This is a genomic window from Pseudomonas sp. FSL W7-0098 (genome assembly GCF_005930585.1).
Lineage (GTDB): Bacteria > Pseudomonadota > Gammaproteobacteria > Pseudomonadales > Pseudomonadaceae > Aquipseudomonas > Aquipseudomonas bubulae.
The window spans coordinates 111,420-137,844 of the sequence record NZ_RXHW01000006.1; the positions used below are offsets into that span (position 1 = coordinate 111,420).

Consider the following 26,425-nt stretch of genomic DNA (forward strand, 5'->3'; position numbering starts at 1 on the left):
TCTCGAAACGCACAGGCCGGAGGCTGCGCACAAATATAAAGTGAACTGCAAAAGTGAGCGCTAGTCTTTCATGGCTGGCGGATGCCATAAACCCCAAGTTTTCACAGGATGACCTTATGACCGAACAACAGATTTTGCTGTCTTTCGGCGGCATCGGCATCGCTGCCCTGGGCTCACAGTGGCTGGCCTGGCGACTGAAGCTGCCGGCCATCCTGTTTCTGCTGTTGAGCGGGATCCTGGTCGGCCCGGTATTGGGCTGGCTGGACCCGCAAGAATTGTTCGGCCCGCTGCTGATGCCGCTGGTCTCACTGGCGGTGGCGCTGATTCTGTTTGAAGGCAGCCTGACCCTGCATTTGTCCGAGTGGCGCGAAATCGGCACTGTGGTCCATCGGCTGGTCACTATCGGTGCGCTCTCGACCTGGGCCGTGATCACCCTGGCGACCCATTGGCTACTGGGCTTTGACTGGCTTCTGGCCTTGCTGTTCGGCACGCTGACACTGGTCACCGGGCCTACGGTGATTGTGCCGATGCTGCGCGTAGTACGGCCCAAGGCATCGATTGCCAATATCCTGCGCTGGGAAGGCATTGTCATCGACCCGATTGGCGCGCTGCTGGCGGTGGTGGTCTACAGCTTTATCATCGCCAGCGCCACGGGCGAAGGCCTGAGCCACAGCCTGCTGACCTTTGCCGGGGTGATTGTATGCGGCAGCTTGTTCGGCATTGTAGGTGGCTGGATCATGGGGCAGATCGTACGCCGCCAATGGCTGCCGGAGTACCTGCACAGCCTGGCCACGCTGGCAGCAGTGCTGGGCGTATTTATTGGCGCCAATACGGTGATGCATGAGTCCGGACTGCTGGCGGTCACCTTGATGGGCATGTGGATGGCCAATATGAAGGGGGTGGATGTACGCAACATCCTGCACTTCAAGGAAAACCTGAGCATCTTCCTGATCTCGGGGCTGTTTATCCTGCTGGCGGCGCGCCTGGACTTGAACGCCATGATCGGCCTGGGGCCTGTGGTGCTGGTGTTGCTGCTGATTATTCAATTTATCGCCCGGCCGCTGAACGTGGTGATTTCGACCTTTGGCTCAAAACTGAACTGGCGCGAACGCGCCTTGCTCGCCTGGATCGCCCCACGCGGGATCGTCGCGGCAGCCGTTTCAGCAATTTTTGCGATCCGCCTGGACGAAGCAGGCCATGACGGCGCGCTGCTACTGGTGCCCCTGACCTTTGCAGTGATCATCGGTACGGTGGTGCTGCAAAGCGCGACGGCACGGCCCCTGGCCCGCCTGCTCAAAGTGGCGGAGCCGGCCCCCAGCGGTTTTTTGATCGTTGGCGCCAATGGCCCGGCCCGGGTTATTGGCAAGGCATTGCAGCAACTGGGCAGCCGCGTACTGCTAACCGATTCCAACTGGGAACACATTCGCGCCGCGCGCATGGACAACTTGCCCACTTACTTTGGCAATCCGGCTTCAGAGCATGCCGAGAGTCACCTGGATCTGGTGGGGCTGGGGCATTTGCTCGCACTGTCACCCTCTGGCGAGTTGAATACCCTGGCAGCGGCACGCTTTCATCACGAGTTCGGGCTGCAGCGCTTGTTTACACTGACCAATGGCCAGGAAATTCGCCGCACTGACAAGCATCGCGCCAGCCACGAGTACCGCGGTCAAGCCCTGGGCAACCCGGCGCTGACCTACGGTCAGCTCGCCAGTGAGTTGAGCCAGGGAGCCGAGCTGTACAGCACCACACTGACCGACAACTTCACCTGGGCGGACTACCTGGCCCTGCATGGCAAGCGCGTCACCCTGCTCTTCGCCCGCGACAACACTGGCTGGGTGCATGTAGTGACACCTGACAGTGAATTGAAACCAGGCTCCGGCTGGACGCTGCTGGCGTTGATCAGGCACCCGTAGCAGCTGTTACGAGGCAAACCCTGGCAACACCGGTACCGGGCGCTTGTCATCATCGATGGCGACAAAGCTGAACAAGCCCTGGATCGCCAGTTCGCGACCATCGCAGCTCATGCTTTCGACATACACCTCGACCTCAACCTTGAGGCTGGTGTTGCCAACTTTAACCACACGCCCCACCAGCTCAACGATGGAGCCAGCCGCGATCGGATGGTTGAAATCAATACGGTCCGTGGACACAGTCACCAACGGCAGACGACAAAAACGCGTTGCGGCAATAAACGAAACTTCGTCCATCCACGCCAGCGCGGTGCCTCCAAACAGGGTGTTGTGGTGATTGGTGGTAGAGGGGAATACCGCTTTGGTAATACGGGTAACGGAGAGGTCGGTACGGCGTTGAATCTCTTGCTCACGCGAAGTCATGCTTTCTTACTACCTACAACTGGACAAAGGTCTGACAAATCTCAGGCAACAAAAAAGCAGCCCGAAGGCTGCTTTTTTCTGCATCGGGAAGCTGGACTTAAGCCAGTTTTTCCTTGATGCGAGCTGCTTTACCCGACAGGTCGCGCAGGTAGTACAGCTTGGCTTTACGCACGTCACCGCGACGCTTAACAGCCATGCTGTCGATTTGCGGGCTGTAGGTCTGGAAAGTACGCTCTACGCCAACACCGTTGGAGATTTTACGAACAGTGAAAGCACTGTTCACGCCACGGTTACGCTTGGCAATCACTACACCTTCGAAAGCTTGCAGACGCGAACGATCGCCTTCCTTCACTTTCACCTGAACGACAATGGTGTCGCCCGGGGCAAAAGGAGGGATCTCTTTAGTCATCTGCTCTGCTTCGAGTGCAAGGATGATTTTGTTAGTCATGCTGTGCTCCTAAGGTAGATCAACTGATCTACCATCGATACGTTGTTAACTATCGTCCCGCTCGCGGATGTATTCCTCGAGCAGCTTCTTCTCTTCTCCAGAAAGCGAGCGGCTTTCCAGAAGATCGGCGCGTCGTTCAAAGGTCCGCCCAAGGGACTGCTGTAAACGCCAACGCCGGATGTGTGCATGATTGCCACTAAGCAATACGTCGGGAACACGCTGATCCGCATACACCTCCGGTCGGGTGTAGTGCGGGCAATCCAGCAGACCATCCGTGAAGGAATCTTCCTCCGCGGAGTCCGCATGCCCTAAAGCTCCAGGCAGCAGTCGTGTAACCGCATCAATCAGAACCATCGCCGGCAGCTCGCCACCAGAGAGTACATAGTCACCAATTGACCACTCTTCATCGACATAAGCGTCTATAAAACGCTCGTCAATGCCTTCATAACGACCTGCAATAAGGATTAATGCTTCCTCATTCGCCAGCTCGCGTACCGCCGACTGATTCAGTTGACGGCCTTGGGGCGACAGGTAAATCACCTTCGCCGCCTCTCCGGCTGCTTCTCTGGCCTGAACCAGTGCATCTTCCAGAGGCTTGATCTTCATCACCATGCCCGGACCACCGCCAAATGGGCGATCATCCACAGTGTGATGCCGATCCGTTGTGTAGTCTCGCGGGTTCCAACAAGTCAGCTGCAAGAGCCCTTGTTTCACCGCACGACTAGTGATGCCGTAGTCGCTGATGGCGGAAAACATTTCGGGAAACAAACTGATCACTTCTACGCGCAATTTAGCCACGCTTAGAAGTCCGCATCCCAATCCACCTTCATCTCGCCAGCTGCAAGGTCGACGCTCAACACGCATTGCTCTGTATAGGGCAACAAGCGATCACGATCATCCAGGCTACCTGGGCAAGGTTTGACTTCCATGACATCGTTCGAGCCAGTTTCCATCAGGTCAACAATCTTGCCGAGCAATTGCCCTTCAAGGTTGGTCACTTTCAGTCCCTGCAGCTGGTACCAGTAGTACTCGCCGTCGGTCAGTTCAGGAAACAGGTTACGCGGCACGCAGATTTCGAATTCACGAAGAAGACCAGCTTCATCACGGTCATCGAGACCCTTGAGCTTTACAACCAGAAACTTGCCGTTATGAGAACGGCCACTGACCAGCTCTGCCTGTCGCACATCATTACCGCGCCGAAGCGTCAGTTTTTTGTAGTCCAACAGGTTATCAATTGGATCCGTAAAGGAATAAACCTTCACTTCGCCGCGCACGCCGTGAATCGAGTAGATTTTGCCGATAACGATCAAATCATCAGCAGTTTCAGGCGTCACGCTCATATTGCTCAGGCCGCAGCCTTAGCGTTTTCTTTAACCAGCTGAGCAACACGCTCAGACAGTTGAGCACCAACGCTCAGCCAGTAGGCGAGGCGGTCTTCTTTAACGGAGAAACGGATTTCCTGACCACGGGCAACCGGGTTGAAGAAACCAATTTGTTCCTTGTGGGAACCGTCACGTGGGTTACGGCTGTCGGTAACGGTCAAGTGGTAAAACGGGCGCTTTTTGGAGCCGCCAAGGGCAAGACGGATTGTTAGCATGTGAACATCGTTCCTGTAGTCGGTGCTGCAAATCTAAAGGCACAGCGGGCATAGGTGCCCGAAAGGCCGCATATTCTAAGGAATATCCGGACTTTTGCAAATGTCTTTTTCTGGCGCCTATCGGCATGCCGTACAGACTTGCAACTAGGTCACCACGAATGGTGACAGGTCAGCTCCCGCACAGTGCGGGTTTGCCGGGTGTCTCGCATTGCTGCGAGTTGCCCGGACGCAAGCGTCCGGGCGGGTAAATTACATTTTTGGCATGCCGCCGCCGGGCATCATCGAGCCCATGCCGCGCATCATTTTCGCCATCCCACCTTTGGTGGAGAATTTTTTCATCATCTTTTGCATCTGCTTGTGCTGCTTGATCAAGCGGCCGATGTCCTGCACCTGAGTGCCGGAGCCCATGGCAATCCGGCGTTTGCGCGAACCGCTGATCAGCTCAGGGTCGCGGCGCTCGGCCGGGGTCATGGAGTTGATGATGGCTTCCATCTGCTTGAACTGTTTCTCAGCTGCGCCCTGGGCATTGCCCATTTGCGCCAGATTGACACCACCCATGTTCGGCAGTTTGTCCATGAGGCCGCCAAGGCCACCCATGTTCTTCATCTGTTGCAGCTGGTCACGGAAGTCTTCGAGATCGAAGCCTTTGCCTTTTTTAAGCTTTTTAGCCAGTTTGTCGGCTTTGTCTTTATCGAGGGTCTGTTCGGCCTGCTCGATCAGGCTGAGCACGTCGCCCATGCCGAGGATGCGCGAAGCGATACGATCCGGGTGGAACGGCTCGAGCGCATCGCTCTTCTCACCCATACCGATGAACTTGATCGGCTTGCCGGTAATGGCTCGCACGGACAACGCCGCACCACCCCGGGCATCACCGTCGACCTTGGTCAGGATCACCCCGGTCAGCGGCAATGCATCACCGAACGCCTTGGCGGTGTTGGCCGCATCCTGGCCAGTCATGGCGTCGACGACAAACAGGGTTTCTGCCGGCTTGACGGCCGCGTGCAGCTCCTGGATCTCGGTCATCATCTCGGCATCGATATGCAGGCGACCTGCGGTATCGAGGATGACCACGTCGATGAACTTCAGCTTGGCTTCCGCAATGGCGGCGCGAGCGATGTCTACCGGCTTCTGGCTCAGGTCGGACGGGAAGAAGGTTACGCCGACTTCATTGGCCAGGGTTTCGAGCTGTTTGATCGCAGCCGGACGATAAACGTCGGCCGAGACCACCATCACGGTTTTCTTTTTGCGCTCTTTAAGGAAGCGCGCCAGCTTGCCGGCAGTCGTGGTTTTACCAGCGCCCTGCAAACCGGCCATCAATACAACGGCTGGCGGCGTGACATTAAGGACCAGGTCCTCGTTGGCAGCGCCCATCAGGCTTTCAAGTTCAGCCTGAACAATTTTTACAAACGCCTGGCCCGGCGTCAGGCTGCGCGACACTTCAGTGCCGACAGCGCGCTCTTTGACCGCAGCGACGAAGTCTTTGACCACTGGCAAAGCCACGTCGGCTTCCAGCAACGCCATGCGTACTTCACGCAGGGTGTCTTTGATATTGTCTTCGGTCAGCTTGGCCTTGCCGGTGACATGGCGCAGCGTCTGCGAAAGACGGTCGGTTAAATTTTCAAACATGCGCGATCCTTTCAGGCCCAAAGTAGACCGGGGTTATTGCGGCCCAGCCCGTGTAAAACTGATGCTCGGCGAGCCTGCGGCGTGGGCAGGTCGCGGATTATAGCGAAGACTGGCCGTGTCCGACACCATGCCGTCGGCTTATGTGGTCTTTCGTGCACAGGCGGTTGTATGCCAAACTCAGTCCTTTCGGGCTTGCCTAACAGGATTTATGCTCCCCTTGTCACCCAGTTTGCTACCCAGCCTCGCCGCCGCCTGCTTGTATGCCGCTGCGACCTTCTATCAGGGCTCTTGTCTGCGCCAGGGCGCAAAGGCAAACAAACGCCTGTTGGTGACGCTCGGCATTCTTGCCGTACTTGCCCACGCCGCCAGCCTGTTCACCCACCTGATGACGCCTGCAGGCCTTGAACTGGACTTCTTCAGTGCAGCCAGCCTGATTGCCGTGGCCGTGATTACCGTGACCCTGGCGGCCTGCGCCCGCATACCGGTAGAGAACCTGCTGCTGCTTTTATACCCGCTGGGCATGCTGACAGTACTGCTGTCCGAATTCGCCCCGCCCGGCACGGTTCAGGTCATTAATGAAGAGCCAGGCATACTCGCGCATATCCTGCTGTCGATTCTGGCCTATGGCATGTTCACCATTGCGGTGTTCCAGGCGCTGTTGCTGTCGCTGCAGAACTATCAGCTCAAGCACAAGCATCCCAAGGGCCTGATCAAGAACTTCCCGCCACTGCAAACCATGGAAAGCCTGCTGTTCGGCTTTCTCTGGGCGGGCTGGTCGCTGCTTTCGCTGTCTCTGGTTTCCGGTTGGCTGTTTCTGGGCAACCTGTTCGCCCAGCACCTGGTGCACAAGACCCTGCTGGCCTGCCTGGCCTGGATCGTATTCAGCGTGTTGCTGTGGGGCCGTCACCACCTCGGCTGGCGCGGTCACAAGGCCATCCGCTGGACCTTTGCCGGTTTTTGCCTGCTGATGCTGGCCTACTTTGGCAGCAAGCTGGTTCGTGAATACATTCTGCATATCTGACGGGCGATAATTATGGATAGCTTGCCCCCTGGGCCGATTCTGACAATTTCGGCACTATTGATCGCAGGAGCCGCTGTATTTATCGGCTTTATACTGGGCAAAAGCAGTGCCCGCGCCAGGCGCACCAACGCCCAGCAGCTGCGAGAGGAGGCTCCCCAGCAACAGGACGAGCAGCCCAACAGCCGCCCGGCCCTGCTATCAGGCATCCATGCGCTGGACAACATCACGGTCAACGATATCCTGATCCCGCGCAACGAAGTCGAAGGCCTGAACCTCGACGACCCGATCGAAGACCTGATTGAGCAGTTGCGCCAGACCTCGCGCACACGCCTGCCGGTGTTTCACAACGACATCAACCAGGTCGAAGCCATCCTCAATACCCGCCACATCCAGCACATGCTGCCCGACGCCAGCCTGACCAAAGAGGCACTGCTGGCCGTTTGCCACGAACCTTACTTCATCCCCGAAAGCACCCCGCTGCAACTGCAACTGCTTAACTTCCACAAGCAGCAGCGCCGCCTGGGCGTGGTGGTCGATGAATACGGCGAAGTGCTTGGCATCGTGACGCTTGAGGACATCCTCGAAGAGATCGTCGGCGAGTTCGAAGACGAGCAGAATATCGATAACCCCCATATCGACCCCCTGCCCGACGGCCGTTATGTTGTCGATGGTGCAGCCTCCATTCGCGAGCTGAACAAGGCCCTGGGCTGGCACCTGCCCTGCGACGGCCCGAAAACCCTCAATGGCCTGGTCACCGAAGCGCTGGAAACCATCCCCGAGACCACCGTGTGCCTGAAAATCGGCGGCTATCGCCTGGAGATCCTCCAGACCGAAGAAAACCGCGTCAGCCGCGTACTGATCTGGCACAACAGCGTCAAGCCCGCGGTTTAATCGCCGCGCAAGGTCTTGTTACATTTGAGCGGGCCTCCCTATAATCATCATCGCTTACCCAAGCCTCGCCAACACGCGTGTTACCCGCACCCAGCGCTGTCGGCGCGTTGTATGACGCAGTACCTGCGTACGTTCCCATCCTGAACTGCGCTTGCACCCTGTTATCCCTCAGGGCCAACGACCATAAAAATTGCTCGCCATGTCGCACCGCCAAAGCGGACATCGGCACAGGGCTCATAACTGTCAGGGATATACGCATGACCTCCAGCACAACCTATAGCGAAGCTACGCCCGACAAGCCGGCCAACTCCGCCACCCGCGTTGCCACGGCCAGCTTTATTGGCACGGCCATCGAGTTCTACGACTTTTATGTGTATGCCACCGCCGCTGCACTGGTGATAGGCCCGGTATTTTTTCCGCAGACATCCGGTACCGCACAAATGCTGTCGGCGTTTCTGACCTTCGGCATCGCCTTTCTCGCCCGCCCGCTGGGCTCATTCCTGTTTGGCCACTTCGGTGACCGCATCGGACGCAAATCCACCCTGGTGGCCTCACTGCTACTGATGGGCGTGTGCACCACATTGATCGGGGTGCTGCCGGGCTACGCCACAATCGGCGCCTGGGCCCCGATCCTGCTGTGCGTGCTGCGCTTCGGCCAGGGCCTGGGGCTGGGTGGCGAATGGGGCGGCGCGGCATTGCTGGCCACCGAGAACGCCCCCAAGGGCAAGCGCGCCTGGTATGGCATGTTTCCGCAACTGGGGCCTTCGATCGGTTTTCTGGCGGCCAATGGCCTGTTTCTGATTCTGGCCATGAGCCTGAGCGATGAGCAGTTCCGCTCCTGGGGCTGGCGCATCCCCTTCCTGCTTAGCGCAGCGCTGGTGATGGTGGGTCTGTATGTACGCCTGAAGCTGGAAGAGACACCGGTGTTTGCCAAGGCCGTAGCACAGCACGAGCGGGTGAAAATGCCCATCGTCGAACTCTTCAGCCAATACTGGGCACCGATGCTGCTGGGCGCCGCTTCGATGGTGGTGTGTTACGCACTGTTCTATATCTCGACAGTGTTTTCCCTGAGCTATGGCGTCGCCACCCTGGGCTATACCCGCGAAACCTTCCTCGGCCTGCTGTGTTTTGCCGTGCTGTTCATGGCGGCGGCCACACCTCTGTCGGCCTGGGCCAGTGACCGTTATGGACGCAAGCCGGTGCTGATAGTCGGTGGCGTGCTGGCGATCTTGTCAGGTTTTCTGATGGAGCCTCTGCTCACCCACGGCACCACCTGGGGTGTGGCGCTGTTCCTGTGCATCGAGCTGTTTTTGATGGGCGTGACCTTTGCCCCGATGGGTGCCCTGCTCCCTGAACTGTTCCCGACCCGCGTGCGCTATACCGGCGCGTCGGCGGCTTACAATCTGGGTGGCATTGTCGGAGCTTCCGCTGCACCTTTTTTTGCGCAAAAGCTGGTGAGCATGGGGGGGTTGAGCTGGGTAGGCGGGTACGTGTCGGGCGCAGCGATTCTCAGCCTGATTGCCGTGCTGTGCCTGAAGGAAACGAAAGAGGCTGACCTGAACAAGGTGGCTTGAAGAAACACTTAACCTGTCGGAGCGGGCTTGCTCGCGATTGCAACGCCTAGGTACATCAGATGTACCGGGGCAATTGAATCGCGAGCTAGCCCGCTCCCACAATGGTTTTTACAGCTCTACAACTACTGCCTTGGCCGCGCGGGTCGCTTTGGCGCGAGCGGCTTCAATCGACTCATCGCGAGCCAGGGCCACGCCCATGCGACGCTGGCCGTTGACCTCTGGCTTGCCGAACAGGCGCAATGCGGTGTCCGGTTCGCTCAGGGCAGCACCCAGGTTGGCGAATGCCGTCCGGGTCGACTGGCCTTCCACCAGAATCACCGCCGAAGCCGATGGCCCGAACTGACGAATCAATGGAATCGGCAGGCCGAGAATGGCGCGAGCATGCAATGCGAACTGCGACAGATCCTGAGAAATCAATGTCACCAGGCCGGTATCGTGCGGGCGCGGCGACACTTCGCTGAACCACACCTGATCGCCCTTGATAAACAACTCAACGCCAAACAGACCACGACCACCCAGCGCTTCAGTAACAGCCTTGGCGACACGCTCGGACTCGGCCAGAGCAATCGGGCTCATTGCCTGCGGCTGCCAGGATTCCTGGTAATCGCCCTTCTCCTGTCGGTGACCAACCGGTGCGCAGAACGTGGTACCGCCAATATGGCGCACGGTCAGCAGGGTGATTTCATAGTCAAAGTCGATAAAGCCTTCAACGATGACCCGACCCTTCCCTGCACGACCACCCTCTTGCGCGTAGTCCCAGGCAGCCTTTACATCATCGGCGCTGCGCAGAAGGCTCTGGCCCTTGCCTGACGAACTCATCACCGGCTTGACCACGCACGGGAAACCCAGATCCAGCACGGCGGCGCTGTAGTCTTCAAAGGTGTCGGCAAAATGGTACGGCGAGGTTGGCAGGTCCAGCTCTTCGGCTGCCAGGCGACGAATGCCTTCGCGGTTCATGGTCAACGACGTGGCACGCGCCGTTGGAATAACGGTGAAACCTTCAGCTTCCAGCTCCACCAGGGTGGCGGTGGCGATGGCTTCGATTTCCGGAACGATGAAATGCGGCTTTTCGGCTTCGATGACGGCACGCAGGGCGGCGCCGTCAAGCATGTTGATCACATGGCTGCGATGGGCAACCTGCATGGCAGGTGCATTGGCGTAGCGATCGACGGCGATCACTTCGACCCCCAGGCGCTGCAATTCGATGACAACTTCTTTGCCCAGCTCACCGCAGCCACACAACATGACGCGGGTCGCAGTGGGCGACAGTGGAGTTCCGATACGGGTCATTTCAGGTCCTCAAGGAAACAAAATCATCGAAGGCACTGACCAAGCCAGCGCCTGCAGGGGGATACAAAGGCCGGCATTTTACATGACTAGACCGAGGCTTTGCGCAAACGCCAGGCCATTGCCAGCCATACGCAGGTGACGCCGGCGAATTTCGAGGCCATGGCGGTAATGATCACGCCAGGGGTGAAGGCATCGATCATGCCGAAGAAGATAAAGGTGTCGATCGGGATGCTCAGCGCAGAGCTGATCCACAAGCGGTCATGCAAAGGCCGCTTGGTGATGCTGAAGACCAGCCAGTCGATGCACTCGGACACGGCGAAGGCAGTGGCGCTGGCCAGTGCAATGGAAGGATCGGAGGTGACGTACGACAACACCAGGGCCGCCAGCATGGCCAGCAGGGCACCGTGACCGAATCGGGTTTGCACCATGTCGCGCAATACAAACACCAGGCCACCCCAGGCTGACCAGATGATGTCCAGGTGCGGCGCAGTGGAAAACGCGTAGTTGATCAGCACGACGCTGGCGATATAAGCGACAAGAAACAGCATGGCAGCGGGCGACACCTCTAAATAAGGCGCACAGGGTACTTGAGTCGCAGTCGATTTTGTACCCGCGACATCCCCCTGCGGGAGCGGGCTTGCTCACGATGACATCAGCGCAGTTTGCCTGACAGGTCGCGGCGCCTGCATCGCGAGCAAGCCCGCTCACACAATAAAGAAGCGTTGTCAGCTACCGGAACCCAACATCCACACCACACCACTGGCTTTGGCCCGCTCATGGCACAGCACTAGCACCTCGCGGCGCTCCGGGTTGGTCATGCGGCTCCAGCGGGTGATTTCCGCCACGGTACGCTGGCAGCCACTGCACACATCGTCGTCGTCCAGCGCGCAGATATTCACACAGGGCGAGGCGACCGGGCGCTCTGCTTCCGTCATTGTTCTTGCACCTGAAGGTCACGGGCATATCGCTGGCCGTTCTTGACGTAGTGGGCCGCGCTGGCTTCCAGCAATTTTTTCTGCTCATCCGTCAGGTCACGTACCACCTTGCCCGGCGACCCCATGACCAGCGAGCCGTCCGGAATTTCCTTACCTTCGCCAATCAACGAGTTGGCGCCAATGATGCAATGCTTGCCGATTTTCGCGCCATTGAGGATCACTGCATTGATACCGATCAGGCTGTAATCGCCCACCGTACAACCATGCAACATGGCGTTATGACCGATGGTCACGCCCGTGCCAAGTGTGAGCGGATAGCCCATGTCGGTATGCATCACCGCACCATCTTGCACATTGCTGTGCTTGCCGATCAGGATCAGTTCGTTATCGCCACGCAACACGGCGTTAAACCAGACACTGGCGCCCTCTTCCAGGCGCACCTTGCCGATCAGGGTGGCATTGGGTGCGGTCCAGCTTTCGGGATGGGTTTCGACGAACGAGTCGCCCAAGCGGTATTTCATGGGATGTCCTCAAGGCAGGCGTGGCCGTCTGCTGACGGCTCTAAATTGGAATGGAACGTTCAGGCGGGGTATGCAGGTTGATATTGACGTCGTCATAGAGCAGGTTCATCAGCTCCACGATCATGATTGCCGTCAGTCCCCAGATTTTATACACGCCAAAACGGTAGCTCGGCACGTACCAGCTACGGCCCTGGTAGTCGATGCGATGAGTGTGCTCACGCGGGTCCTGGCGGAAGAACTCCAGCGGCACGCTGAATACCGCGGCGATTTCGGCGTCATTGGCCAGATACTCAACGTAATCCGGGACCAGACCGACATAAGGCATTACGCGAATACCGTGTAACGAGATCAAGGGGCTCAGCGGCCCGATCACCTCGACCAGCCCCGGCGGCAAGCCGATTTCTTCTTCGGCCTCACGCAGGGCGGTGAACACCAGGTCGGGGTCTTCCGGATCGCGGCGACCGCCCGGAAAAGCCACTTCACCACCGTGGGTCGACAACCCGCTGGCACGCAGGGTGAGAATCAACTCAGGCTCAGAACTGCGTGTGACCGGCAACAACACCGCAGCTTCCGGGTAATTCCGTTCTGTTTCCAGCGTCCGTGGGGTATAGCGGCTCACACGGCCAAGCAGCTCGTCCAGCATAGGTCATCTCGATCCGGCACTTATCGGGCATCATGCACCAAATCGCACCGGGCACCCAAGTCCTACAGTGTCGCAGCCCGCCAGACCACACTTGCCGCGAGCCCGCCTCAGCCCCCAAGATAGGCAACGAGCCAGAGACCACAGCATGAAATTTTGTAGCCAGTGCGGCCACTCCGTCAGCCAGCATATCCCGCAAGGCGATTCGCGCCTGCGCTATGTCTGCGACCACTGCCAGACCATTCATTATCAAAACCCCAATATTGTCGCCGGTTGCGTGCCCGTGTGGGGCACACAAGTGCTGCTGTGCCGTCGCGCCATCGAACCGCGCAAAGGCTACTGGACACTGCCCGCAGGCTTTATGGAGAACGGCGAGACGGTTGAAAACGCGGCCCGACGCGAAACCCTGGAGGAAGCCTGTGCCGTGGTTGAGAACCTGGCCATCTACACCCTGATCGATGTGCCGCATATCAATCAGGTGCATATTTTCTACCGCGCCGACCTGCTGGGCCCGAACTTCGCAGCCGGTGAAGAGAGCCTGGAAGTGCGCCTGTTTGAAGAAGTCGACATCCCTTGGTCAGAGCTGGCTTTCCGCACGGTCAGCCGTACCTTAGAATGCTTTTTCGCTGACCGCCCGGGCGCTCACTACCCCGTACGCAGCGAGGCTGTAGCACCGCTGGCCAGCCTGAAGACCGCCCAAAAATAATGCTGCTTGCCTTGTAACTCAGGAATGTTCCTCTAATGCGTTGGTTGCTCGCTGCTCTATGCCTGTCATTTGCCGTTACCTGCCAGGCCTCTGTTGTCATAACCGTAAACGGCAAACCCGTTGATAAAAACCAGGTCCTGAAACCCGCCCCTTCGTCGCTTCCGGTACGTCCCGGGCAGAATATCGACAAGGTGCTGGTCATCAAGTCTGCCCGCAAGCTGGAGCTGATCAGCAACGGCAAACCGGTCAAGACCTACCGCATCTCCCTGGGCAAACAACCCAAGGGCCCAAAAGTACGCGAAGGGGACAAACGCACTCCCGAGGGCATCTACTGGGTCGACTGGCGCAAAAAAAGCGACAAGTTCAACCTGGCGATGCACATCAACTACCCCAACATCAGCGACGCTGCCACGGCCCGGCGTGAAGGCCTGAACCCGGGCTCGATGATCATGATCCACGGCACCCCGGACAGCGAAGACAACCCCGAGGAACTGTTCCATACCCTGGACTGGACCGATGGGTGCATCGCGATGAAAAACCACGAAATGCGTGAAGTCTGGAACCTCGTTCCAGACGGCACCATGGTTGAAATCCGCCCATAGCCAGCTGTCATACGAGCAACAAAAAACCCGCTGACCGGTAACGGTTCAGCGGGTTTTTTATATGACTTGTGGCTAGAAATCAGCCAGTTGCCACACTTCGTACGCAGGGGTTTCATACGGGTGGCTGTGCTTGAGCGCAGCCACCACGGCCTGAATCAGATCATCGGCGACGACCAGCTCAACCTTCCACTCCCCCACATACTCGACCTGACCAGTTTGCCCGATGAACGGCTGGCTGCCGTCCAGCGCGCGAAACTGGCCCTGGCCCATGGTCTGCCAGGCGCAGTGGTCATAGCTGCCGATCCGTCCGCCACCGGCAGCGAATACGGCATCCTTGACCACGTCCACATGGCTCGGAGGAACGAAAAAGCTGAGCTTGTACATGCTCTTAATCTACCCACACACGAGCGTTACGGAACATGCGCAACCACGGCGCATCTTCGTTCCACTCTTCCGGGCGCCACGAGTTCTGCACGGCGCGGAATACCCGTTCCGGGTGCGGCATCATGATGGTCACACGGCCGTCACGGCTGGTCAGGCCGGTAATCCCGCGCGGCGAGCCGTTAGGGTTGGCCGGGTAGTTTTCCGTGACCTTGCCGTGGTTGTCGACGAAGCGCAGCGCCACCGAACCGGACAGGTCCGCTTGCAGCATGGCTTCTTCGCTGGCGAACTCGGCATGACCTTCACCATGAGCAATGGCGATCGGCATGCGCGAACCGGCCATGCCCTGCAGGAAGATCGAGTTCGACTCCTGAACCTGAACCATCGCCACACGGGCTTCGAACTGCTCGGAACGGTTGCGCACAAAGTGTGGCCACAGCTCGCTGCCAGGGATCAGTTCGCTCAGGTTGGACATCATCTGGCAACCGTTGCACACACCTAGGGAGAAGCTGTCAGTGCGCTCGAAGAAGCTCTGGAACGCATCGCGGGCACGGGCATTGAACAGCGCCGACTTGGCCCAGCCTTCACCGGCACCCAGTACGTCGCCGTAGGAGAAACCACCGCAGGCAACCAGACCTTTGAACTCGTTCAGGTCGACACGGCCGGCCAGAATATCGCTCATGTGTACGTCGATTGCATTGAAACCGGCACGGTCAAACGCCGCGGCCATTTCAACCTGACCGTTGACGCCCTGCTCACGCAGGACAGCCACTTGCGGACGAATGCCTTTCTTGATGTACGGCGCGCTGATATTGGCGTTGACGTCAAAGCTCAACTGGGCAGTCAGGCCCGGGTTGTCTTCTTCGAGCAGCACGTCGAACTCTTGCTGTGCGCAGTCCGCGTTGTCACGCATACGCTGGATCTGGAAGCTGGTTTCAGCCCACTGGCGCTGCAACTCGCCACGCTGACCGACAAACACTTTTTCATCGTTGAAGGTGATGGTGACTTCGCTGTTGTTCAGCGGCTGGCCGATCACGTCGACACACTCGCCCAGGCCTGCAGCGCTGAACTGTGCAAGCACATCAGCAGTCGCGTCCTGACGCACCTGAATCACGGCGCCCAGTTCTTCGTTGAACAGGATGGCCGGGAGCTGGCTGGCGCTGTCTGCGAGGCAATCCAGGGTCAGGTTCAGACCGCAGTGGCCGGCAAAGGCCATTTCCATCACGCTGGTCAGCAAACCACCGTCGGAACGGTCATGGTAAGCCAGCAGGTGACCATCGGCATTCAGGCCCTGGATCACCGCGAAGAAAGCCTTGAGGTCTTCTGCGTCATCAACGTCAGGGGCCTGCTTGCCCAGCTTGCCGTAGGTCTGGGCCAGGATCGAGGCGCCCATGCGGTTCTGGCCACGGCCCAGGTCGATCAGGATCAGATCGGTCAGGCCTTTGTCCATGCGCAGTACCGGGGTCAGGGTCTGGCGAACGTCGAGCACCGGGGCAAAACCGGTCACAACCAGCGACAGCGGCGAGGTCACGGTTTTGTCCGTGCCCTCTTCGCTCCAGCGGGTTTGCATCGACATCGAGTCCTTGCCCACCGGAATGGTGATGCCCAGCTCAGGGCACAGCTCCATGCCGACAGCCTTGACGGTGTCGTACAAGCGGGCGTCTTCACCCGGGTGGCCTGCAGCGGACATCCAGTTGGCTGACAGCTTGATGTCGCTGATCTTGCCAATGCGCGAAGCCGCGATATTGGTCAGGGTCTCACCAATTGCCATGCGGCCCGATGCCGGAGCATCCAGCAGTGCCAGCGGCGTACGCTCGCCCATGGCCATGGCTTCACCGGTGTAGACGTCGAAGCTGGTTGCGGTGACAGCAACGTCAGCCACAGGAACCTGCCACGGCCCGACCATCTGGTCGCGGGCAACCAGACCGGTGATGGTGCGGTCGCCGATGGTGATCAGGAAGCTTTTGCTGGCAACGGCCGGGTGATGCAGAACGCGCTCGACGCACTCGCCGATGCTCAGTTGTGCCGGGTCGAAATCATCGCCCAACTCTTCTTCGCGAACAGCCGAACGGTGCATGCGCGGCGCCTTGCCCAGCAACACTTCCAGTGGCATGTCCACCGGGTTGTTGCCGAAGTGGCTGTCGGTCACGGTCAGTTGCGGCTCGGCAGTGGCTTCACCGACGACGGCAAACGGGCAACGCTCGCGTTCGCAGATCGCCTGGAAGCGCTCGAAATCTTCGACGCCCACCGCCAGAACATAACGTTCCTGGGATTCGTTGCTCCAGATTTCGTGCGGGGCCATGCCCGGCTCGTCGTTTGGAATGTTGCGCAGTTCGAAACGGCCACCACGGTCGCCGTCGTTCACCAGCTCAGGGAATGCGTTGGACAAACCGCCAGCACCCACATCGTGGATAAAGCTGATCGGGTTCTTGTCACCCAGCTGCCAGCAGCGGTCGATCACTTCCTGGCAACGACGCTCCATTTCCGGGTTTTCGCGCTGTACCGAAGCGAAGTCCAGGTCAGCCGAGCTTGCGCCGGTGGCCATAGAGGATGCTGCACCGCCACCCAGGCCGATCAGCATGGCCGGACCGCCCAGCACGATGAGCTTGGAGCCCACGGTGATTTCGGCTTTCTGCACGTGTTCGGCGCGGATGTTGCCCATGCCGCCGGCCAACATGATCGGCTTGTGGTAACCACGCACTTCTTCGCCACGGGGGGTGGTGATGGACTGCTCGAACGTACGGAAGTAACCGGTCAGGGCAGGACGACCGAATTCATTGTTGAATGCAGCACCGCCCAGCGGGCCTTCGATCATGATGTCCAGCGCGGTAACAATGCGCTCAGGCTTGCCGTACGGCACTTCCCACGGTTGTACAAAGCCCGGGATCTGCAGGTTGGACACGGTGAAACCGGTCAGGCCGGCCTTTGGCTTGGCACCACGACCGGTTGCACCTTCGTCACGGATCTCACCACCGGAGCCTGTCGCTGCACCCGGGAACGGGGCAATGGCGGTCGGGTGGTTGTGGGTCTCTACCTTCATCAGGATGTGCACTGGTTCCTGCACCGCACCGTACTGGCGGGTTTCGGGATCAGGGAAGAAACGCCCGGCAACACTGCCGACGATAACCGACGCGTTGTCTTTATAAGCAGACAGAACGCCTTCGCTGTGCATCACGTAGGTGTTCTTGATCATGCCAAACAGGCTCTTGTCCTGGCTTTGGCCGTCGATGTCCCAGCTGGCGTTGAAGATCTTGTGGCGGCAATGTTCGGAGTTGGCCTGGGCAAACATCATCAATTCGATGTCGTGCGGGTTGCGACCCAGACCGTTGAAGGCATTGACCAGATAATCGATTTCGTCTTCGGCCAGGGCAAGGCCCAGCTCGACGTTGGCTTTTTCCAGCGCGGCACGACCGCCACCCAGTACGTCAATCGCGGTCAGCGGCTTTGGCTCGGCGTGGCTGAACAAGCCTGCAGCCTGCTCCAGAGCGCCCAGCACGATTTGCGTCATGCGGTCATGCAATACAGCGCCGATCAGTTCGGCATCCGCATCGCTGAACTGGCCAGCTACATAGAATGCAATGCCGCGTTCCAGGCGCTGGATTTTAGCCAGGCCACAGTTACGGGCAATGTCGCTGGCCTTGCTCGACCAGGGAGAGATGGTGCCAAACCGCGGCAACACCAGGAACAGTCGGCCGCTCGGCTCTTGGACCGGCACGCTTGGGCCGTACTTCAGGAGACGAGCCAGTACCTGCTGTTCATCGCTGGTCAGCTCACCGGTGGTATCGGCAAAGTGGGCGAATTCAGCATACAAACCAGTGACAGACGGAACCTTGAGGCTCAGTTGTGCAAGGAGTTTGCTGTGGCGAAAGGCAGAAAGGGCAGGAGCGCCGCGCAGGATCAACATCTTCGGGACAGCCTCGGGAGGGGTATGCTTTGAGGCCGGGCATTCTAGCCTAAACCGTTCGCCACGGCACCCGAAACGGCACACCTGAAGCGCACCAGACGTCGCGAATCGACCAAAGCCTTATTCTTTATAGCTATCAGCCGCTTAACGGATGCTCGATTATGATCTTTAAACAGAGCTCTACCCCCCATTTTACAAGGGTTTGAGCGATTTTCGCGGTCAATATCAGAATGACTGGAAATTGTCGAGATATGGCACCCGTGCTGCTTTGCGTATACTGCGCGGATGTTTTCTCTAACTGATATCCGCCCGCGCTGCGCCAAATGGCTGCTCGCAACCGGACTCTTCCTGATGCTCAGTGCCTGCGTTGAAAAACCCAGCACCCTGGAGCGCGTAAAGGAGGATGGGGTACTGCGGGTGATTACCCGCAACAGCCCTGCGACCTACTTTGAGGATCGCAATGGTGAAACCGGCTTTGAATACGAGCTGGTGAAGCGTTTTGCCGACGATCTTGGGGTTGAGCTCAAAATCGAGACCGCGGACAACCTGGACGAACTGTTCAATCAACTGGGCCAGCCTGACGGCCCGGTTCTGGCTGCTGCCGGACTGGTCAGCAGCGAGAAACGCCTGCAACAAGCCAGATTTTCCCACCCGTACCTCGAAGTCACGCCGCAGATCATCTACCGCAACGGCCAGTCCCGCCCCACCTCTGCTGCGGATCTGGCCGGTAAGCGCATCACGGTCCTTAAAGGCAGCTCCCACGCCGAGCAACTGGCCGAACTGAAAAAACAGTACCCCGGAATCGAGTACGACGAATCCGACGCGGTCGAAGTCGTCGATTTGCTGCGCATGGTCGATGAAGGCCAGATCGACCTCACGCTGGTCGACTCCAACGAAGTGGCGATGAACCAGGTGTACTTCCCCAACGTGCGCGTCGCCTTTGACCTAGGCGATGCACGCAGCCAGCGCTGGGCAGTGGCGGCCGGTGAAGACAACAGCCTGCTCAACGAGATCAACGCCTATCTGGACAAGGTCGAAAAGAACGGCACCCTGCAACGCCTTAAAGACCGCTACTACGGGCATGTCGATGTCCTTGGCTACGTTGGCGCGTACACCTTCGCCCAGCACCTGCAACAGCGCTTGCCCAAGTACGAAAAGTTCTTCAAGGAAGCGGCCAAAAAAGAACAGATCGACTGGCGCCTGCTGGCAGCCATGGGTTATCAGGAATCTTTATGGCAACCCGCCGTCACCTCAAAAACAGGTGTGCGCGGCCTGATGATGCTGACCCAGAACACGGCTCAAGCGATGGGCGTGTCCAACCGCCTGGATGCCAAGCAAAGCATCATGGGCGGCGCCAAATACCTCGCATTGATCAAGAGCGAGCTGGACGATGATATTCAGGAACCGGATCGCACCTGGTTCGCACTGGCTGCCTACAACGTGGGTGGCGGTCATCTGGAAGACGCACGCAAGCTGGCCAAGAAAGAAGGCCTGAACCCGAACAAGTGGCTTGATGTAAAGAAAATGCTGCCTCGCCTTGCGCAGAAGCAGTGGTACAGCAAAACCCGCTATGGCTACGCCCGTGGCGGCGAGCCAGTACATTTTGTGGCCAACATCCGTCGTTACTACGACATCTTGACCTGGGCCACGCAGCCACAGCTCGAAGGTGATCAGGCGGCCGACAGCAAGCTGCATATCCCCGGCATCGACAAGACCAAGCCCAAAGAAGAGCCGCAGTTGTAGAACACAATTCCGTGGGAGCGAGCCTGCTCGCGAATGAGCTTCGCGAGCAGGCTCGCTCCCACAATTGAATGATCCCCGTAGCCGTTTTTAAACCTTGGCCGCAGCCACAATCAGCGCTTTCATTTCAGCCACTGCCGACTTGAAGCCCACGAACAATGCATGCGCCACCAGCGCATGGCCAATGTTCAATTCATTGATGCCCTTGATCGCGGCTACCGCTTCCACGTTGTGGTAATGCAGACCGTGGCCAGCATTGACGATCAGCCCTTGAGCCAGGCCAAACGCAACGCCATCGGCGACACGCTGCAACTCTTCGGCGACTTCGGTCGGGGTCTGGGCATCGGCATAGCGTCCGGTGTGCAGTTCGATTGCCGGTGCGCCTACGCGCCTGGACGCTTCGATCTGACGCTCATCGGCGTCAATAAACAGCGACACTTCACAGCCAATCTTGCTCAGCCGCTCGACAGCTGCCTTGATCCGCGCTTCCTGCCCGGCAACATCCAGACCGCCTTCGGTGGTCAGTTCCTGACGGGTTTCAGGCACCAGGCAGATATGCGCCGGGCGAATGCGCTCGGCAAACAGCATCATCTCTTCGGTAACGCCCATTTCGAAGTTCATGCGCGTTTGCAGGACATCCTTGAGCAGCAACACATCGCGTTCCTGGATATGTCGACGATCTTCGCGCAAGTGCACGGTAATGCCGTCGGCGCCCGCCTCTTCTGCATCCAGCGCTGCCTTGACCGGATCAGGGTAACGGGTGCCGCGAGCCTGACGCAGCGTGGCTACGTGGTCGATGTTCACGCCGAGAAGAATGCGATTGCTTTGGGTCACGGGGGGCTCTCCTGAAGAGTTGACGATTCGGCGCACAGCATACCGGTCTATTCAGGGCTTGCGAAACAACTCACGACTGGCCAGCGGTTTACCAGCCAAATGCACGGCCAATGCCTGACGCATCAGGCGCTTGGCGGCGGACAAGGCTCCGGGCACGGTCCAGTCAGCCTCGGCCATTGCGTGCAGTTCGGTGCCATGAAACAGACCGGGCTGCACCAGATAAATCCGTTCAAGCCCGGCATCTACCTGCAAACGGTACATGCCATCGCTGGCCACCGGTTCGCCTTGAATGTCCCGGGTCAACGAAAAGCCATAGCCCAGATCGTCCAGCAGGCGCCATTCGAACGCTCGCAGCAGAGGTTCGAGCGCGCGTCCTTGCGCAAGCGCCACCAGCGTCGCGGCATAGTGGTCGAAGACCGCGGGATGCGGGTCTTCGGCTGGCAACAGCCTGATCAGCAGCTCATTGAGATAGAGGCCGCTGAACAGCGCTTCGCCATTGAGCCAGGTGGCAATCCCGACACTCTCCATGCGTCCGACGTTTTTCAGCTCGCCACGGCCGCGAAATTCGATTTCCAGCGGCACAAAAGGCCGGGCCAGCGTCCCCGCCTTGCCCCGCGCACTGCGCAGCACGGCCCGCAGGCGCCCTTGAGGCGTGATGAAATCCACCAGGGCACTGGTTTCACGATAGGGGCGACTGTGCAGGACGTAGGCGAGTTGGGGGGCCGGGGGTTTACTGGACATGGAAGTCAGCTATCTCAAAAGGCAAACACTGCCAGGAAGAACAGCATAAAACTAATGTGGGAGCGGGCTTGCTCGCGATAGCAGCAACTCGGCCTGTCTGAAGTTCCGAGTTGATGCTATCGCGAGCAAGCCCGCTCCCACAGGGGGGGTGTAATGCTGTGCTTACAGGTCGCCGTAGCCCAGCGAACGCAGGGCGCGCTCGTCGTCGGACCAGCCACCTTTCACTTTAACCCAAAGGTTAAGCATGATCTTGGAGTCGAACAGCAGCTCCATATCCTTGCGCGCTTCGGTACCGATACGCTTGATACGCTCGCCCTTGTCGCCAATGATGATTTTTTTCTGACCATCACGCTCAACCAGAATCAAGGCATGGATATGCAGGGTTTTGCCCTGCTGCTTGAACTCTTCGATCTCGACGGTGATCTGGTACGGCAGCTCGGCACCCATCTGGCGCATGATCTTTTCACGTACCAGTTCGGCGGCCAGGAAGCGGCTGCTGCGATCGGTGATCTGGTCTTCCGGGAAGAAGTGCTCGTTTTCCGGCAGGTGATCGGCAATCACGCGCTCAAGGGCTTCAAGGTTGTGCCCGTGCTGAGCCGAGATCGGGATGATCTGGGCGTTCGGCAGTTGCTCCTGAAGCCAGCTCAGGTGCGGCATCAGCTCGGCTTTGTCTTCGATACGATCGGTCTTGTTCAACGCCACGATCAGCGGGCCGGTTACGTACTGCACGCGCTCCAGCACCATCTGGTCTTCGTCGGTCCACTTGGTGCGGTCAACAACGAAGATCACCACATCGACGTCTTTCAACGCAGCCGAAGCGGTTTTGTTCATGTAGCGGTTCAGGGCCTTTTCGCCGCCCTTGTGCATGCCCGGGGTATCCACGTAGACCGCTTGCACGTTGCCTTCGGTCTTGATGCCCAGCATGTTGTGGCGGGTGGTCTGAGGCTTACGCGAGGTGATCGCCAGCTTTTGACCCAGGATATGGTTCAGCAGTGTGGATTTACCCACGTTTGGACGACCAACAATGGCAACGTAGCCACAGCGAGTTGCGGTTGAATCAGTCATGACCATTCTCCACGCCAAGGGCAATCAGTGCTGCGGCGGCCGCTACCTGTTCGGCAATACGACGGCTCACGCCCTGTCCCCGGCTTTTTTCATTCAATAAGGCAATCTCGCACTCGACAAAGAAGGTGCGGCAATGCGGTTCGCCCTGGATATCCACCACTTCGTAACGTGGCAGGTCGCAGGCACGCGACTGCAAGAACTCTTGCAGGCGGGTCTTTGGATCTTTGTTGGTGTCGACCAGGGTCAGCGTCTCGAACTCGCTGGCCAGCCAGGCCAGTACGCGGTCGCGAGCGACATCCATGCCGGCGTCCAGGTAAATGGCACCGATCAGCGCCTCAAGGGCATCGGCCAGGATCGATTCACGGCGAAATCCGCCGCTTTTCAGTTCACCGGAACCCAGGCGCAGGTACTCGCCCAGCTCAAAGCCGCGAGCCAGTACTGCCAGGGTCTCACCCTTTACCAGCCGCGCACGCAAGCGTGACAACTGGCCTTCACGCGCCAGCGGGAAACGGTCAAACAAGGCTTCGCCGGCAACAAAATTGAGAATGGCATCCCCCAGGAACTCAAGGCGCTCGTTATTGCGCCCCGCGAAACTGCGGTGTGTCAGGGCCAGAACCATCAGTTCCTGGTCTTTGAAGGTGTAGCCGAGCTGACGCTCTAAACGTTCTAAAGAAAAACTCACGATTTACCCACGCTGAGTTCGTGGCCGAATGTCACCACCGGACCGATATTAGGGATCAGTGATGCTCGTTTATCGCATAGCAAATGGACAGGGAACAGGCTGTTCGCCGCCGTCACACTTAACGCTTTGTTCAAATCCACATCCTGAATACTCAGGCGCGCGACTTGTTTCGCACACCTGAAAAGCAATCGGCGCTGTTATAAACAGCGCCGTTCTGGCTACTTGATCAGACCAACCCGCGAGAAGTTCGGCAGGTTGCTCGCCTTGGGTTCCGGCCAGCTCATCCAAACAGCGAAGGCCTTGCCGACAATATTCTTGTCGGGAACCATGCCCAGCTCGTCTTTGGGAATGTTCGGATCATCCCAGTAACGGCTGTCGTTCGAATTGTCACGGTTGTCACCCATCATGAAGTAATGCCCGGCCGGAACCGTCCACTCCTTGTCAGGCGGCGCACGATAGCGGCTCATTTCCTTGCGGATCATGTGCTCGACTTCGCCCAGCTTCTCTTTGTACAACTCGGCACTGCCCAGGGTTCCAGGCTCGGCCTTGACCAGTTGCTCGGCAACCAGTTGGTCGTTGACATAAAGATGCTTGTCGCTGGTATAGCGGATCTTGTCGCCCGGCAGGCCAACTACACGCTTGATGTAGTTGACTGTAGGATCGCTTGGGTAGCGAAACACCATCACATCGCCCCGCTTCGGATCACCCACTTCGATGATTTTCGTGTCGAGTACCGGCAAGCGGATCCCGTACGAAAACTTGTTCACCAAAATGAAATCGCCCACATCCAGGGTCGGTTTCATCGAGCCGGACGGAATCTGGAACGGCTCAACCAGAAACGAACGCAACACCAGCACGATAAACAACACGGGAAAGAACGACTTGCCGTATTCAACCAGCAGCGGCTCCTTGTTGAGCTTTTCGACTACCTGCATATCAACCGGCGTAACGCTGGCTTGATAGTTGGCAATGGCCTTGCGCCGGCGCGGAGCCAGGAAGACCAAATCGAGCAGCGCCAGCAAACCGCACACGGCAACAGCAATGACCAGCAACAGCGGGAAATTTAGTGACATAGGACCTAGCTATCCAAACGGAGCACTGCAAGGAAGGCTTCTTGTGGAATTTCCACGTTGCCCACTTGCTTCATGCGTTTTTTACCGGCCTTTTGCTTTTCCAACAGCTTGCGCTTACGGCTAACGTCACCACCGTAGCATTTGGCCAGTACGTTCTTTCTGAGTGCCTTGACGGAGGTCCGTGCAATGATCTGCCCGCCAATGGCGGCCTGGATCGCGACGTCGAACATCTGACGCGGAATCAGTTCTTTCATCTTCTCGGTCAACTGGCGACCTTTGTAGTGCGCGTTTTCCTTGTGCACGATCAGGGCCAGCGCATCTACCTTGTCACCGTTGATCAGCACATCGAGCTTGACCAGATTAGCTGACTGGTAACGATCGAAGTGGTAATCAAGCGAAGCATAGCCGCGACTGGTGGATTTGAGACGGTCGAAGAAGTCCAGAACCACTTCGTTCATCGGCAAATCGTAGGTCACTTGTACCTGGGTACCCAGGAACAACATGTCGTGCTGCACGCCACGTTTTTCAATGCACAGGGTAATGACGTTACCCAGGTGCTCCTGAGGCACAAGAATGTTGGCACGCACGATTGGCTCGCGCATGTCTTCAATCATTGAAAGATCTGGCAGCTTGGACGGGTTATCGACGTAAATCGTTTCACCGGTCTTGAGCAGCAGTTCGAAAATTACGGTTGGCGCAGTGGTGATCAGGTCCAGGTTGTACTCGCGCTCCAGGCGCTCCTGAATGATCTCCATGTGCAGCATGCCCAGGAAGCCGCAACGGAAGCCGAAGCCCAGTGCGTCAGAGCTTTCTGGCGTGTATTGCAGCGAAGAGTCGTTCAGCGTCAGTTTTTGCAACGCATCACGGAAGTCTTCGAAGTCATCGGAGCTAACCGGGAACAGGCCCGCGTATACCTGAGGCTGAATACGCTTGAAACCGGGCAATACATCAACATCCGGAGTCGTGCTCAAGGTCAGGGTATCGCCCACTGGCGCACCGTGAATGTCCTTGATACCGGCGATGATGAAACCTACTTCACCGGCTTTCAGGTCTGCAGTGGCGGTGTGTTTCGGGTTGAATACACCAACGCTGTCCACCAGGTGGATCTTGCCGGTGGATTTAACCAGAATCTTGTCGCCCTTTTTCACGCGGCCGTGGCGCACGCGAACCAAGGACACAACGCCCAGGTAGTTGTCGAACCAGGAGTCGATGATCAACGCTTGCAGCGGATCTTCGATATTGCCGGTCGGCGCAGGAATGGTGTGTACCAGGCGCTCAAGCACCTCGTCCACGCCCAGGCCGGTCTTGGCGCTGCAGGTCACGGCATCAGTGGCGTCGATGCCAATGATTTTTTCGATTTCTTCCTTAACGCGATCAGGATCGGCCTGTGGCAGGTCGATCTTGTTCAGCACCGGCATGACTTCCAGGCCCTGTTCAATCGCGGTGTAGCAGTTGGCTACGGACTGGGCTTCTACACCCTGCCCCGCATCGACCACCAGCAACGCACCTTCACAGGCCGCCAGGGAACGGCTAACTTCGTAGGTGAAGTCAACGTGGCCCGGGGTATCAATGAAGTTCAACTGGTAGGTATTACCGTCTTTGGCCGTGTAATACAAGGTGACGCTGTGGGCCTTGATGGTGATCCCGCGCTCACGCTCGAGGTCCATGGAGTCCAGTACCTGGGCCTCCATTTCGCGGGCAGTCAGGCCACCGCACATCTGGATGAAACGATCGGCCAGCGTCGACTTGCCATGGTCAATGTGGGCGATGATGGAGAAATTGCGGATATGACTCAGATCACTCACGGGTCAACACTCAAAA

At 58.3% G+C, this 26,425-nt stretch carries 25 protein-coding genes and 1 pseudogene; 7 read left to right on the forward strand and 19 right to left on the reverse strand.

What is annotated here, in order from left to right; genetic code table 11:
- The first annotated feature begins 116 nt into the window (after nucleotides 1-116).
- Nucleotides 117-1,913 carry a cation:proton antiporter gene (locus FHL07_RS12980; protein WP_095001253.1) on the forward strand — a complete coding sequence of 599 codons (1,797 nt, stop codon included), beginning with the start codon at nucleotides 117-119 and terminating at the stop codon, nucleotides 1,911-1,913.
- Nucleotides 1,914-1,919: 6 nt separating this feature from the next.
- On the opposite strand, the gene FHL07_RS12985 is transcribed toward FHL07_RS12980, so the two are convergent.
- The 6 genes from FHL07_RS12985 to ffh all read right to left on the reverse strand — a co-directional run bounded on the left by FHL07_RS12985 (nucleotide 1,920) and on the right by ffh (nucleotide 6,004).
- Nucleotides 1,920-2,333, reverse strand: a complete 414-nt coding sequence (locus tag FHL07_RS12985) for an acyl-CoA thioesterase (protein ID WP_095001252.1) — start codon at nucleotides 2,331-2,333, stop codon at nucleotides 1,920-1,922.
- Nucleotides 2,334-2,430: 97 nt separating this feature from the next.
- A complete protein-coding gene (rplS, locus tag FHL07_RS12990; protein ID WP_003440273.1) occupies nucleotides 2,431-2,781 on the reverse strand; it encodes a 50S ribosomal protein L19 in 351 nt (116 codons plus the stop codon).
- Between the two features lie 45 nt (nucleotides 2,782-2,826).
- Entirely contained in the window at nucleotides 2,827-3,579 is a 753-nt protein-coding gene (trmD, locus tag FHL07_RS12995) for a tRNA (guanosine(37)-N1)-methyltransferase TrmD (RefSeq protein ID WP_003440270.1), read from the reverse strand.
- Nucleotides 3,580-3,581: 2 nt separating this feature from the next.
- The gene (gene rimM / locus FHL07_RS13000; protein WP_048363294.1) at nucleotides 3,582-4,121 is read right to left on the reverse strand and encodes a ribosome maturation factor RimM; all 540 of its coding nucleotides are present in this window, start codon (nucleotides 4,119-4,121) and stop codon (nucleotides 3,582-3,584) included.
- 5 nt (nucleotides 4,122-4,126) lie between these two features.
- Complete coding sequence (rpsP, locus tag FHL07_RS13005; protein ID WP_095001251.1) at nucleotides 4,127-4,378, reverse strand: 30S ribosomal protein S16; 252 nt, start codon at nucleotides 4,376-4,378, stop codon at nucleotides 4,127-4,129.
- A 249-nt stretch (nucleotides 4,379-4,627) separates the two neighbouring features.
- Complete coding sequence (gene ffh / locus FHL07_RS13010; protein ID WP_095001250.1) at nucleotides 4,628-6,004, reverse strand: signal recognition particle protein; 1,377 nt, start codon at nucleotides 6,002-6,004, stop codon at nucleotides 4,628-4,630.
- Nucleotides 6,005-6,212: 208 nt separating this feature from the next.
- On the opposite strand from ffh, the gene FHL07_RS13015 reads away from it, so the two are divergent.
- The 3 genes and pseudogenes from FHL07_RS13015 (at nucleotide 6,213) to FHL07_RS13025 (ending at nucleotide 9,490) form a co-directional block, all read left to right on the forward strand.
- Nucleotides 6,213-7,025 carry a cytochrome C assembly family protein gene (locus FHL07_RS13015; protein WP_095001249.1) on the forward strand — a complete coding sequence of 271 codons (813 nt, stop codon included), beginning with the start codon at nucleotides 6,213-6,215 and terminating at the stop codon, nucleotides 7,023-7,025.
- Nucleotides 7,026-7,211: 186 nt separating this feature from the next.
- Nucleotides 7,212-7,916 (forward strand): annotated as a pseudogene (locus FHL07_RS13020) (transporter associated domain-containing protein); the annotation flags it as partial.
- A gap of 257 nt (nucleotides 7,917-8,173) precedes the next feature.
- On the forward strand, nucleotides 8,174-9,490 hold the full coding sequence (locus FHL07_RS13025) for an MFS transporter (protein ID WP_095001248.1): 1,317 nt from the start codon (nucleotides 8,174-8,176) through the stop codon (nucleotides 9,488-9,490).
- Nucleotides 9,491-9,598: 108 nt separating this feature from the next.
- On the opposite strand, the gene purT is transcribed toward FHL07_RS13025, so the two are convergent.
- The 5 genes from purT to FHL07_RS13050 all read right to left on the reverse strand — a co-directional run bounded on the left by purT (nucleotide 9,599) and on the right by FHL07_RS13050 (nucleotide 12,879).
- Nucleotides 9,599-10,780 carry a formate-dependent phosphoribosylglycinamide formyltransferase gene (gene purT, locus FHL07_RS13030; protein WP_138738576.1) on the reverse strand — a complete coding sequence of 394 codons (1,182 nt, stop codon included), beginning with the start codon at nucleotides 10,778-10,780 and terminating at the stop codon, nucleotides 9,599-9,601.
- An 86-nt stretch (nucleotides 10,781-10,866) separates the two neighbouring features.
- Entirely contained in the window at nucleotides 10,867-11,328 is a 462-nt protein-coding gene (locus FHL07_RS13035; protein ID WP_095018202.1) for a VUT family protein, read from the reverse strand.
- 177 nt (nucleotides 11,329-11,505) lie between these two features.
- Entirely contained in the window at nucleotides 11,506-11,715 is a 210-nt protein-coding gene (locus FHL07_RS13040) for a DUF1289 domain-containing protein (protein ID WP_016781908.1), read from the reverse strand.
- The gene (locus FHL07_RS13045) at nucleotides 11,712-12,236 is read right to left on the reverse strand and encodes a gamma carbonic anhydrase family protein (RefSeq protein WP_095001245.1); all 525 of its coding nucleotides are present in this window, start codon (nucleotides 12,234-12,236) and stop codon (nucleotides 11,712-11,714) included. The genes FHL07_RS13040 and FHL07_RS13045 overlap by 4 nt, the downstream gene beginning before the upstream one ends.
- A gap of 40 nt (nucleotides 12,237-12,276) precedes the next feature.
- Entirely contained in the window at nucleotides 12,277-12,879 is a 603-nt protein-coding gene (locus tag FHL07_RS13050; RefSeq protein ID WP_138738577.1) for a CoA pyrophosphatase, read from the reverse strand.
- A gap of 145 nt (nucleotides 12,880-13,024) precedes the next feature.
- On the opposite strand from FHL07_RS13050, the gene FHL07_RS13055 reads away from it, so the two are divergent.
- Both FHL07_RS13055 and FHL07_RS13060 read left to right on the forward strand, forming a co-directional pair.
- Nucleotides 13,025-13,582: an NUDIX hydrolase gene (locus tag FHL07_RS13055; RefSeq protein ID WP_095001243.1), complete on the forward strand. Its 558-nt coding sequence runs from the start codon at nucleotides 13,025-13,027 to the stop codon at nucleotides 13,580-13,582.
- Nucleotides 13,583-13,617: 35 nt separating this feature from the next.
- Entirely contained in the window at nucleotides 13,618-14,184 is a 567-nt protein-coding gene (locus tag FHL07_RS13060) for a L,D-transpeptidase family protein (RefSeq protein ID WP_095001242.1), read from the forward strand.
- Between the two features lie 72 nt (nucleotides 14,185-14,256).
- Here the strand turns inward: FHL07_RS13060 and FHL07_RS13065 are convergent, their stop codons facing one another.
- Nucleotides 14,257-14,568 (reverse strand): Nif3-like dinuclear metal center hexameric protein, encoded by a 312-nt coding sequence (locus FHL07_RS13065; protein ID WP_095001241.1) that lies wholly within the window; start codon nucleotides 14,566-14,568, stop codon nucleotides 14,257-14,259.
- A 4-nt stretch (nucleotides 14,569-14,572) separates the two neighbouring features.
- A complete protein-coding gene (gene purL / locus FHL07_RS13070) occupies nucleotides 14,573-18,469 on the reverse strand; it encodes a phosphoribosylformylglycinamidine synthase (RefSeq protein WP_095018204.1) in 3,897 nt (1,298 codons plus the stop codon).
- 285 nt (nucleotides 18,470-18,754) lie between these two features.
- On the opposite strand from purL, the gene mltF reads away from it, so the two are divergent.
- Complete coding sequence (gene mltF / locus FHL07_RS13075; RefSeq protein WP_095001239.1) at nucleotides 18,755-20,212, forward strand: membrane-bound lytic murein transglycosylase MltF; 1,458 nt, start codon at nucleotides 18,755-18,757, stop codon at nucleotides 20,210-20,212.
- An 87-nt stretch (nucleotides 20,213-20,299) separates the two neighbouring features.
- On the opposite strand, the gene pdxJ is transcribed toward mltF, so the two are convergent.
- The 6 genes from pdxJ to lepA form a co-directional block, all read right to left on the reverse strand.
- Nucleotides 20,300-21,043 carry a pyridoxine 5'-phosphate synthase gene (pdxJ, locus tag FHL07_RS13080; RefSeq protein ID WP_095001238.1) on the reverse strand — a complete coding sequence of 248 codons (744 nt, stop codon included), beginning with the start codon at nucleotides 21,041-21,043 and terminating at the stop codon, nucleotides 20,300-20,302.
- A gap of 51 nt (nucleotides 21,044-21,094) precedes the next feature.
- A complete protein-coding gene (recO, locus tag FHL07_RS13085) occupies nucleotides 21,095-21,784 on the reverse strand; it encodes a DNA repair protein RecO (protein ID WP_138738578.1) in 690 nt (229 codons plus the stop codon).
- Nucleotides 21,785-21,946: 162 nt separating this feature from the next.
- A complete protein-coding gene (gene era, locus FHL07_RS13090; RefSeq protein ID WP_095001236.1) occupies nucleotides 21,947-22,849 on the reverse strand; it encodes a GTPase Era in 903 nt (300 codons plus the stop codon).
- A complete protein-coding gene (gene rnc / locus FHL07_RS13095; protein WP_095001235.1) occupies nucleotides 22,842-23,531 on the reverse strand; it encodes a ribonuclease III in 690 nt (229 codons plus the stop codon). Before rnc ends, era begins: the two co-directional genes overlap by 8 nt.
- 218 nt (nucleotides 23,532-23,749) lie before the next feature.
- Nucleotides 23,750-24,604, reverse strand: a complete 855-nt coding sequence (gene lepB, locus FHL07_RS13100) for a signal peptidase I (RefSeq protein ID WP_095001234.1) — start codon at nucleotides 24,602-24,604, stop codon at nucleotides 23,750-23,752.
- A 5-nt stretch (nucleotides 24,605-24,609) separates the two neighbouring features.
- Nucleotides 24,610-26,409 (reverse strand): translation elongation factor 4, encoded by a 1,800-nt coding sequence (lepA, locus tag FHL07_RS13105; RefSeq protein WP_095001233.1) that lies wholly within the window; start codon nucleotides 26,407-26,409, stop codon nucleotides 24,610-24,612.
- Nucleotides 26,410-26,425: the final 16 nt, after the last annotated feature.

Excerpts from the sequence above, each read along its gene's own strand:
- recO (WP_138738578.1), bottom strand. The coding sequence starts at position 21,784 with ATGTCCAGTAAACCCCCGGCCCCCCAACTCGCCTACGTCCTGCACAGT.
- FHL07_RS13015 (WP_095001249.1), top strand. The coding sequence starts at position 6,213 with ATGCTCCCCTTGTCACCCAGTTTGCTACCCAGCCTCGCCGCCGCCTGC.
- FHL07_RS13045 (WP_095001245.1), bottom strand. The coding sequence starts at position 12,236 with ATGAAATACCGCTTGGGCGACTCGTTCGTCGAAACCCATCCCGAAAGC.
- FHL07_RS13065 (WP_095001241.1), bottom strand. The coding sequence starts at position 14,568 with ATGTACAAGCTCAGCTTTTTCGTTCCTCCGAGCCATGTGGACGTGGTC.
- ffh (WP_095001250.1), bottom strand. The coding sequence starts at position 6,004 with ATGTTTGAAAATTTAACCGACCGTCTTTCGCAGACGCTGCGCCATGTC.
- purL (WP_095018204.1), bottom strand. The coding sequence starts at position 18,469 with ATGTTGATCCTGCGCGGCGCTCCTGCCCTTTCTGCCTTTCGCCACAGC.
- FHL07_RS13035 (WP_095018202.1), bottom strand. The coding sequence starts at position 11,328 with ATGCTGTTTCTTGTCGCTTATATCGCCAGCGTCGTGCTGATCAACTAC.
- rpsP (WP_095001251.1), bottom strand. The coding sequence starts at position 4,378 with ATGCTAACAATCCGTCTTGCCCTTGGCGGCTCCAAAAAGCGCCCGTTT.
- era (WP_095001236.1), bottom strand. The coding sequence starts at position 22,849 with ATGACTGATTCAACCGCAACTCGCTGTGGCTACGTTGCCATTGTTGGT.
- FHL07_RS13060 (WP_095001242.1), top strand. The coding sequence starts at position 13,618 with ATGCGTTGGTTGCTCGCTGCTCTATGCCTGTCATTTGCCGTTACCTGC.
- FHL07_RS13040 (WP_016781908.1), bottom strand. The coding sequence starts at position 11,715 with ATGACGGAAGCAGAGCGCCCGGTCGCCTCGCCCTGTGTGAATATCTGC.
- FHL07_RS13025 (WP_095001248.1), top strand. The coding sequence starts at position 8,174 with ATGACCTCCAGCACAACCTATAGCGAAGCTACGCCCGACAAGCCGGCC.
- FHL07_RS12985 (WP_095001252.1), bottom strand. The coding sequence starts at position 2,333 with ATGACTTCGCGTGAGCAAGAGATTCAACGCCGTACCGACCTCTCCGTT.
- rimM (WP_048363294.1), bottom strand. The coding sequence starts at position 4,121 with ATGAGCGTGACGCCTGAAACTGCTGATGATTTGATCGTTATCGGCAAA.
- FHL07_RS12980 (WP_095001253.1), top strand. The coding sequence starts at position 117 with ATGACCGAACAACAGATTTTGCTGTCTTTCGGCGGCATCGGCATCGCT.
- FHL07_RS13050 (WP_138738577.1), bottom strand. The coding sequence starts at position 12,879 with ATGCTGGACGAGCTGCTTGGCCGTGTGAGCCGCTATACCCCACGGACG.
- FHL07_RS13055 (WP_095001243.1), top strand. The coding sequence starts at position 13,025 with ATGAAATTTTGTAGCCAGTGCGGCCACTCCGTCAGCCAGCATATCCCG.
- mltF (WP_095001239.1), top strand. The coding sequence starts at position 18,755 with ATGTTTTCTCTAACTGATATCCGCCCGCGCTGCGCCAAATGGCTGCTC.
- lepB (WP_095001234.1), bottom strand. The coding sequence starts at position 24,604 with ATGTCACTAAATTTCCCGCTGTTGCTGGTCATTGCTGTTGCCGTGTGC.
- rplS (WP_003440273.1), bottom strand. The coding sequence starts at position 2,781 with ATGACTAACAAAATCATCCTTGCACTCGAAGCAGAGCAGATGACTAAA.
- purT (WP_138738576.1), bottom strand. The coding sequence starts at position 10,780 with ATGACCCGTATCGGAACTCCACTGTCGCCCACTGCGACCCGCGTCATG.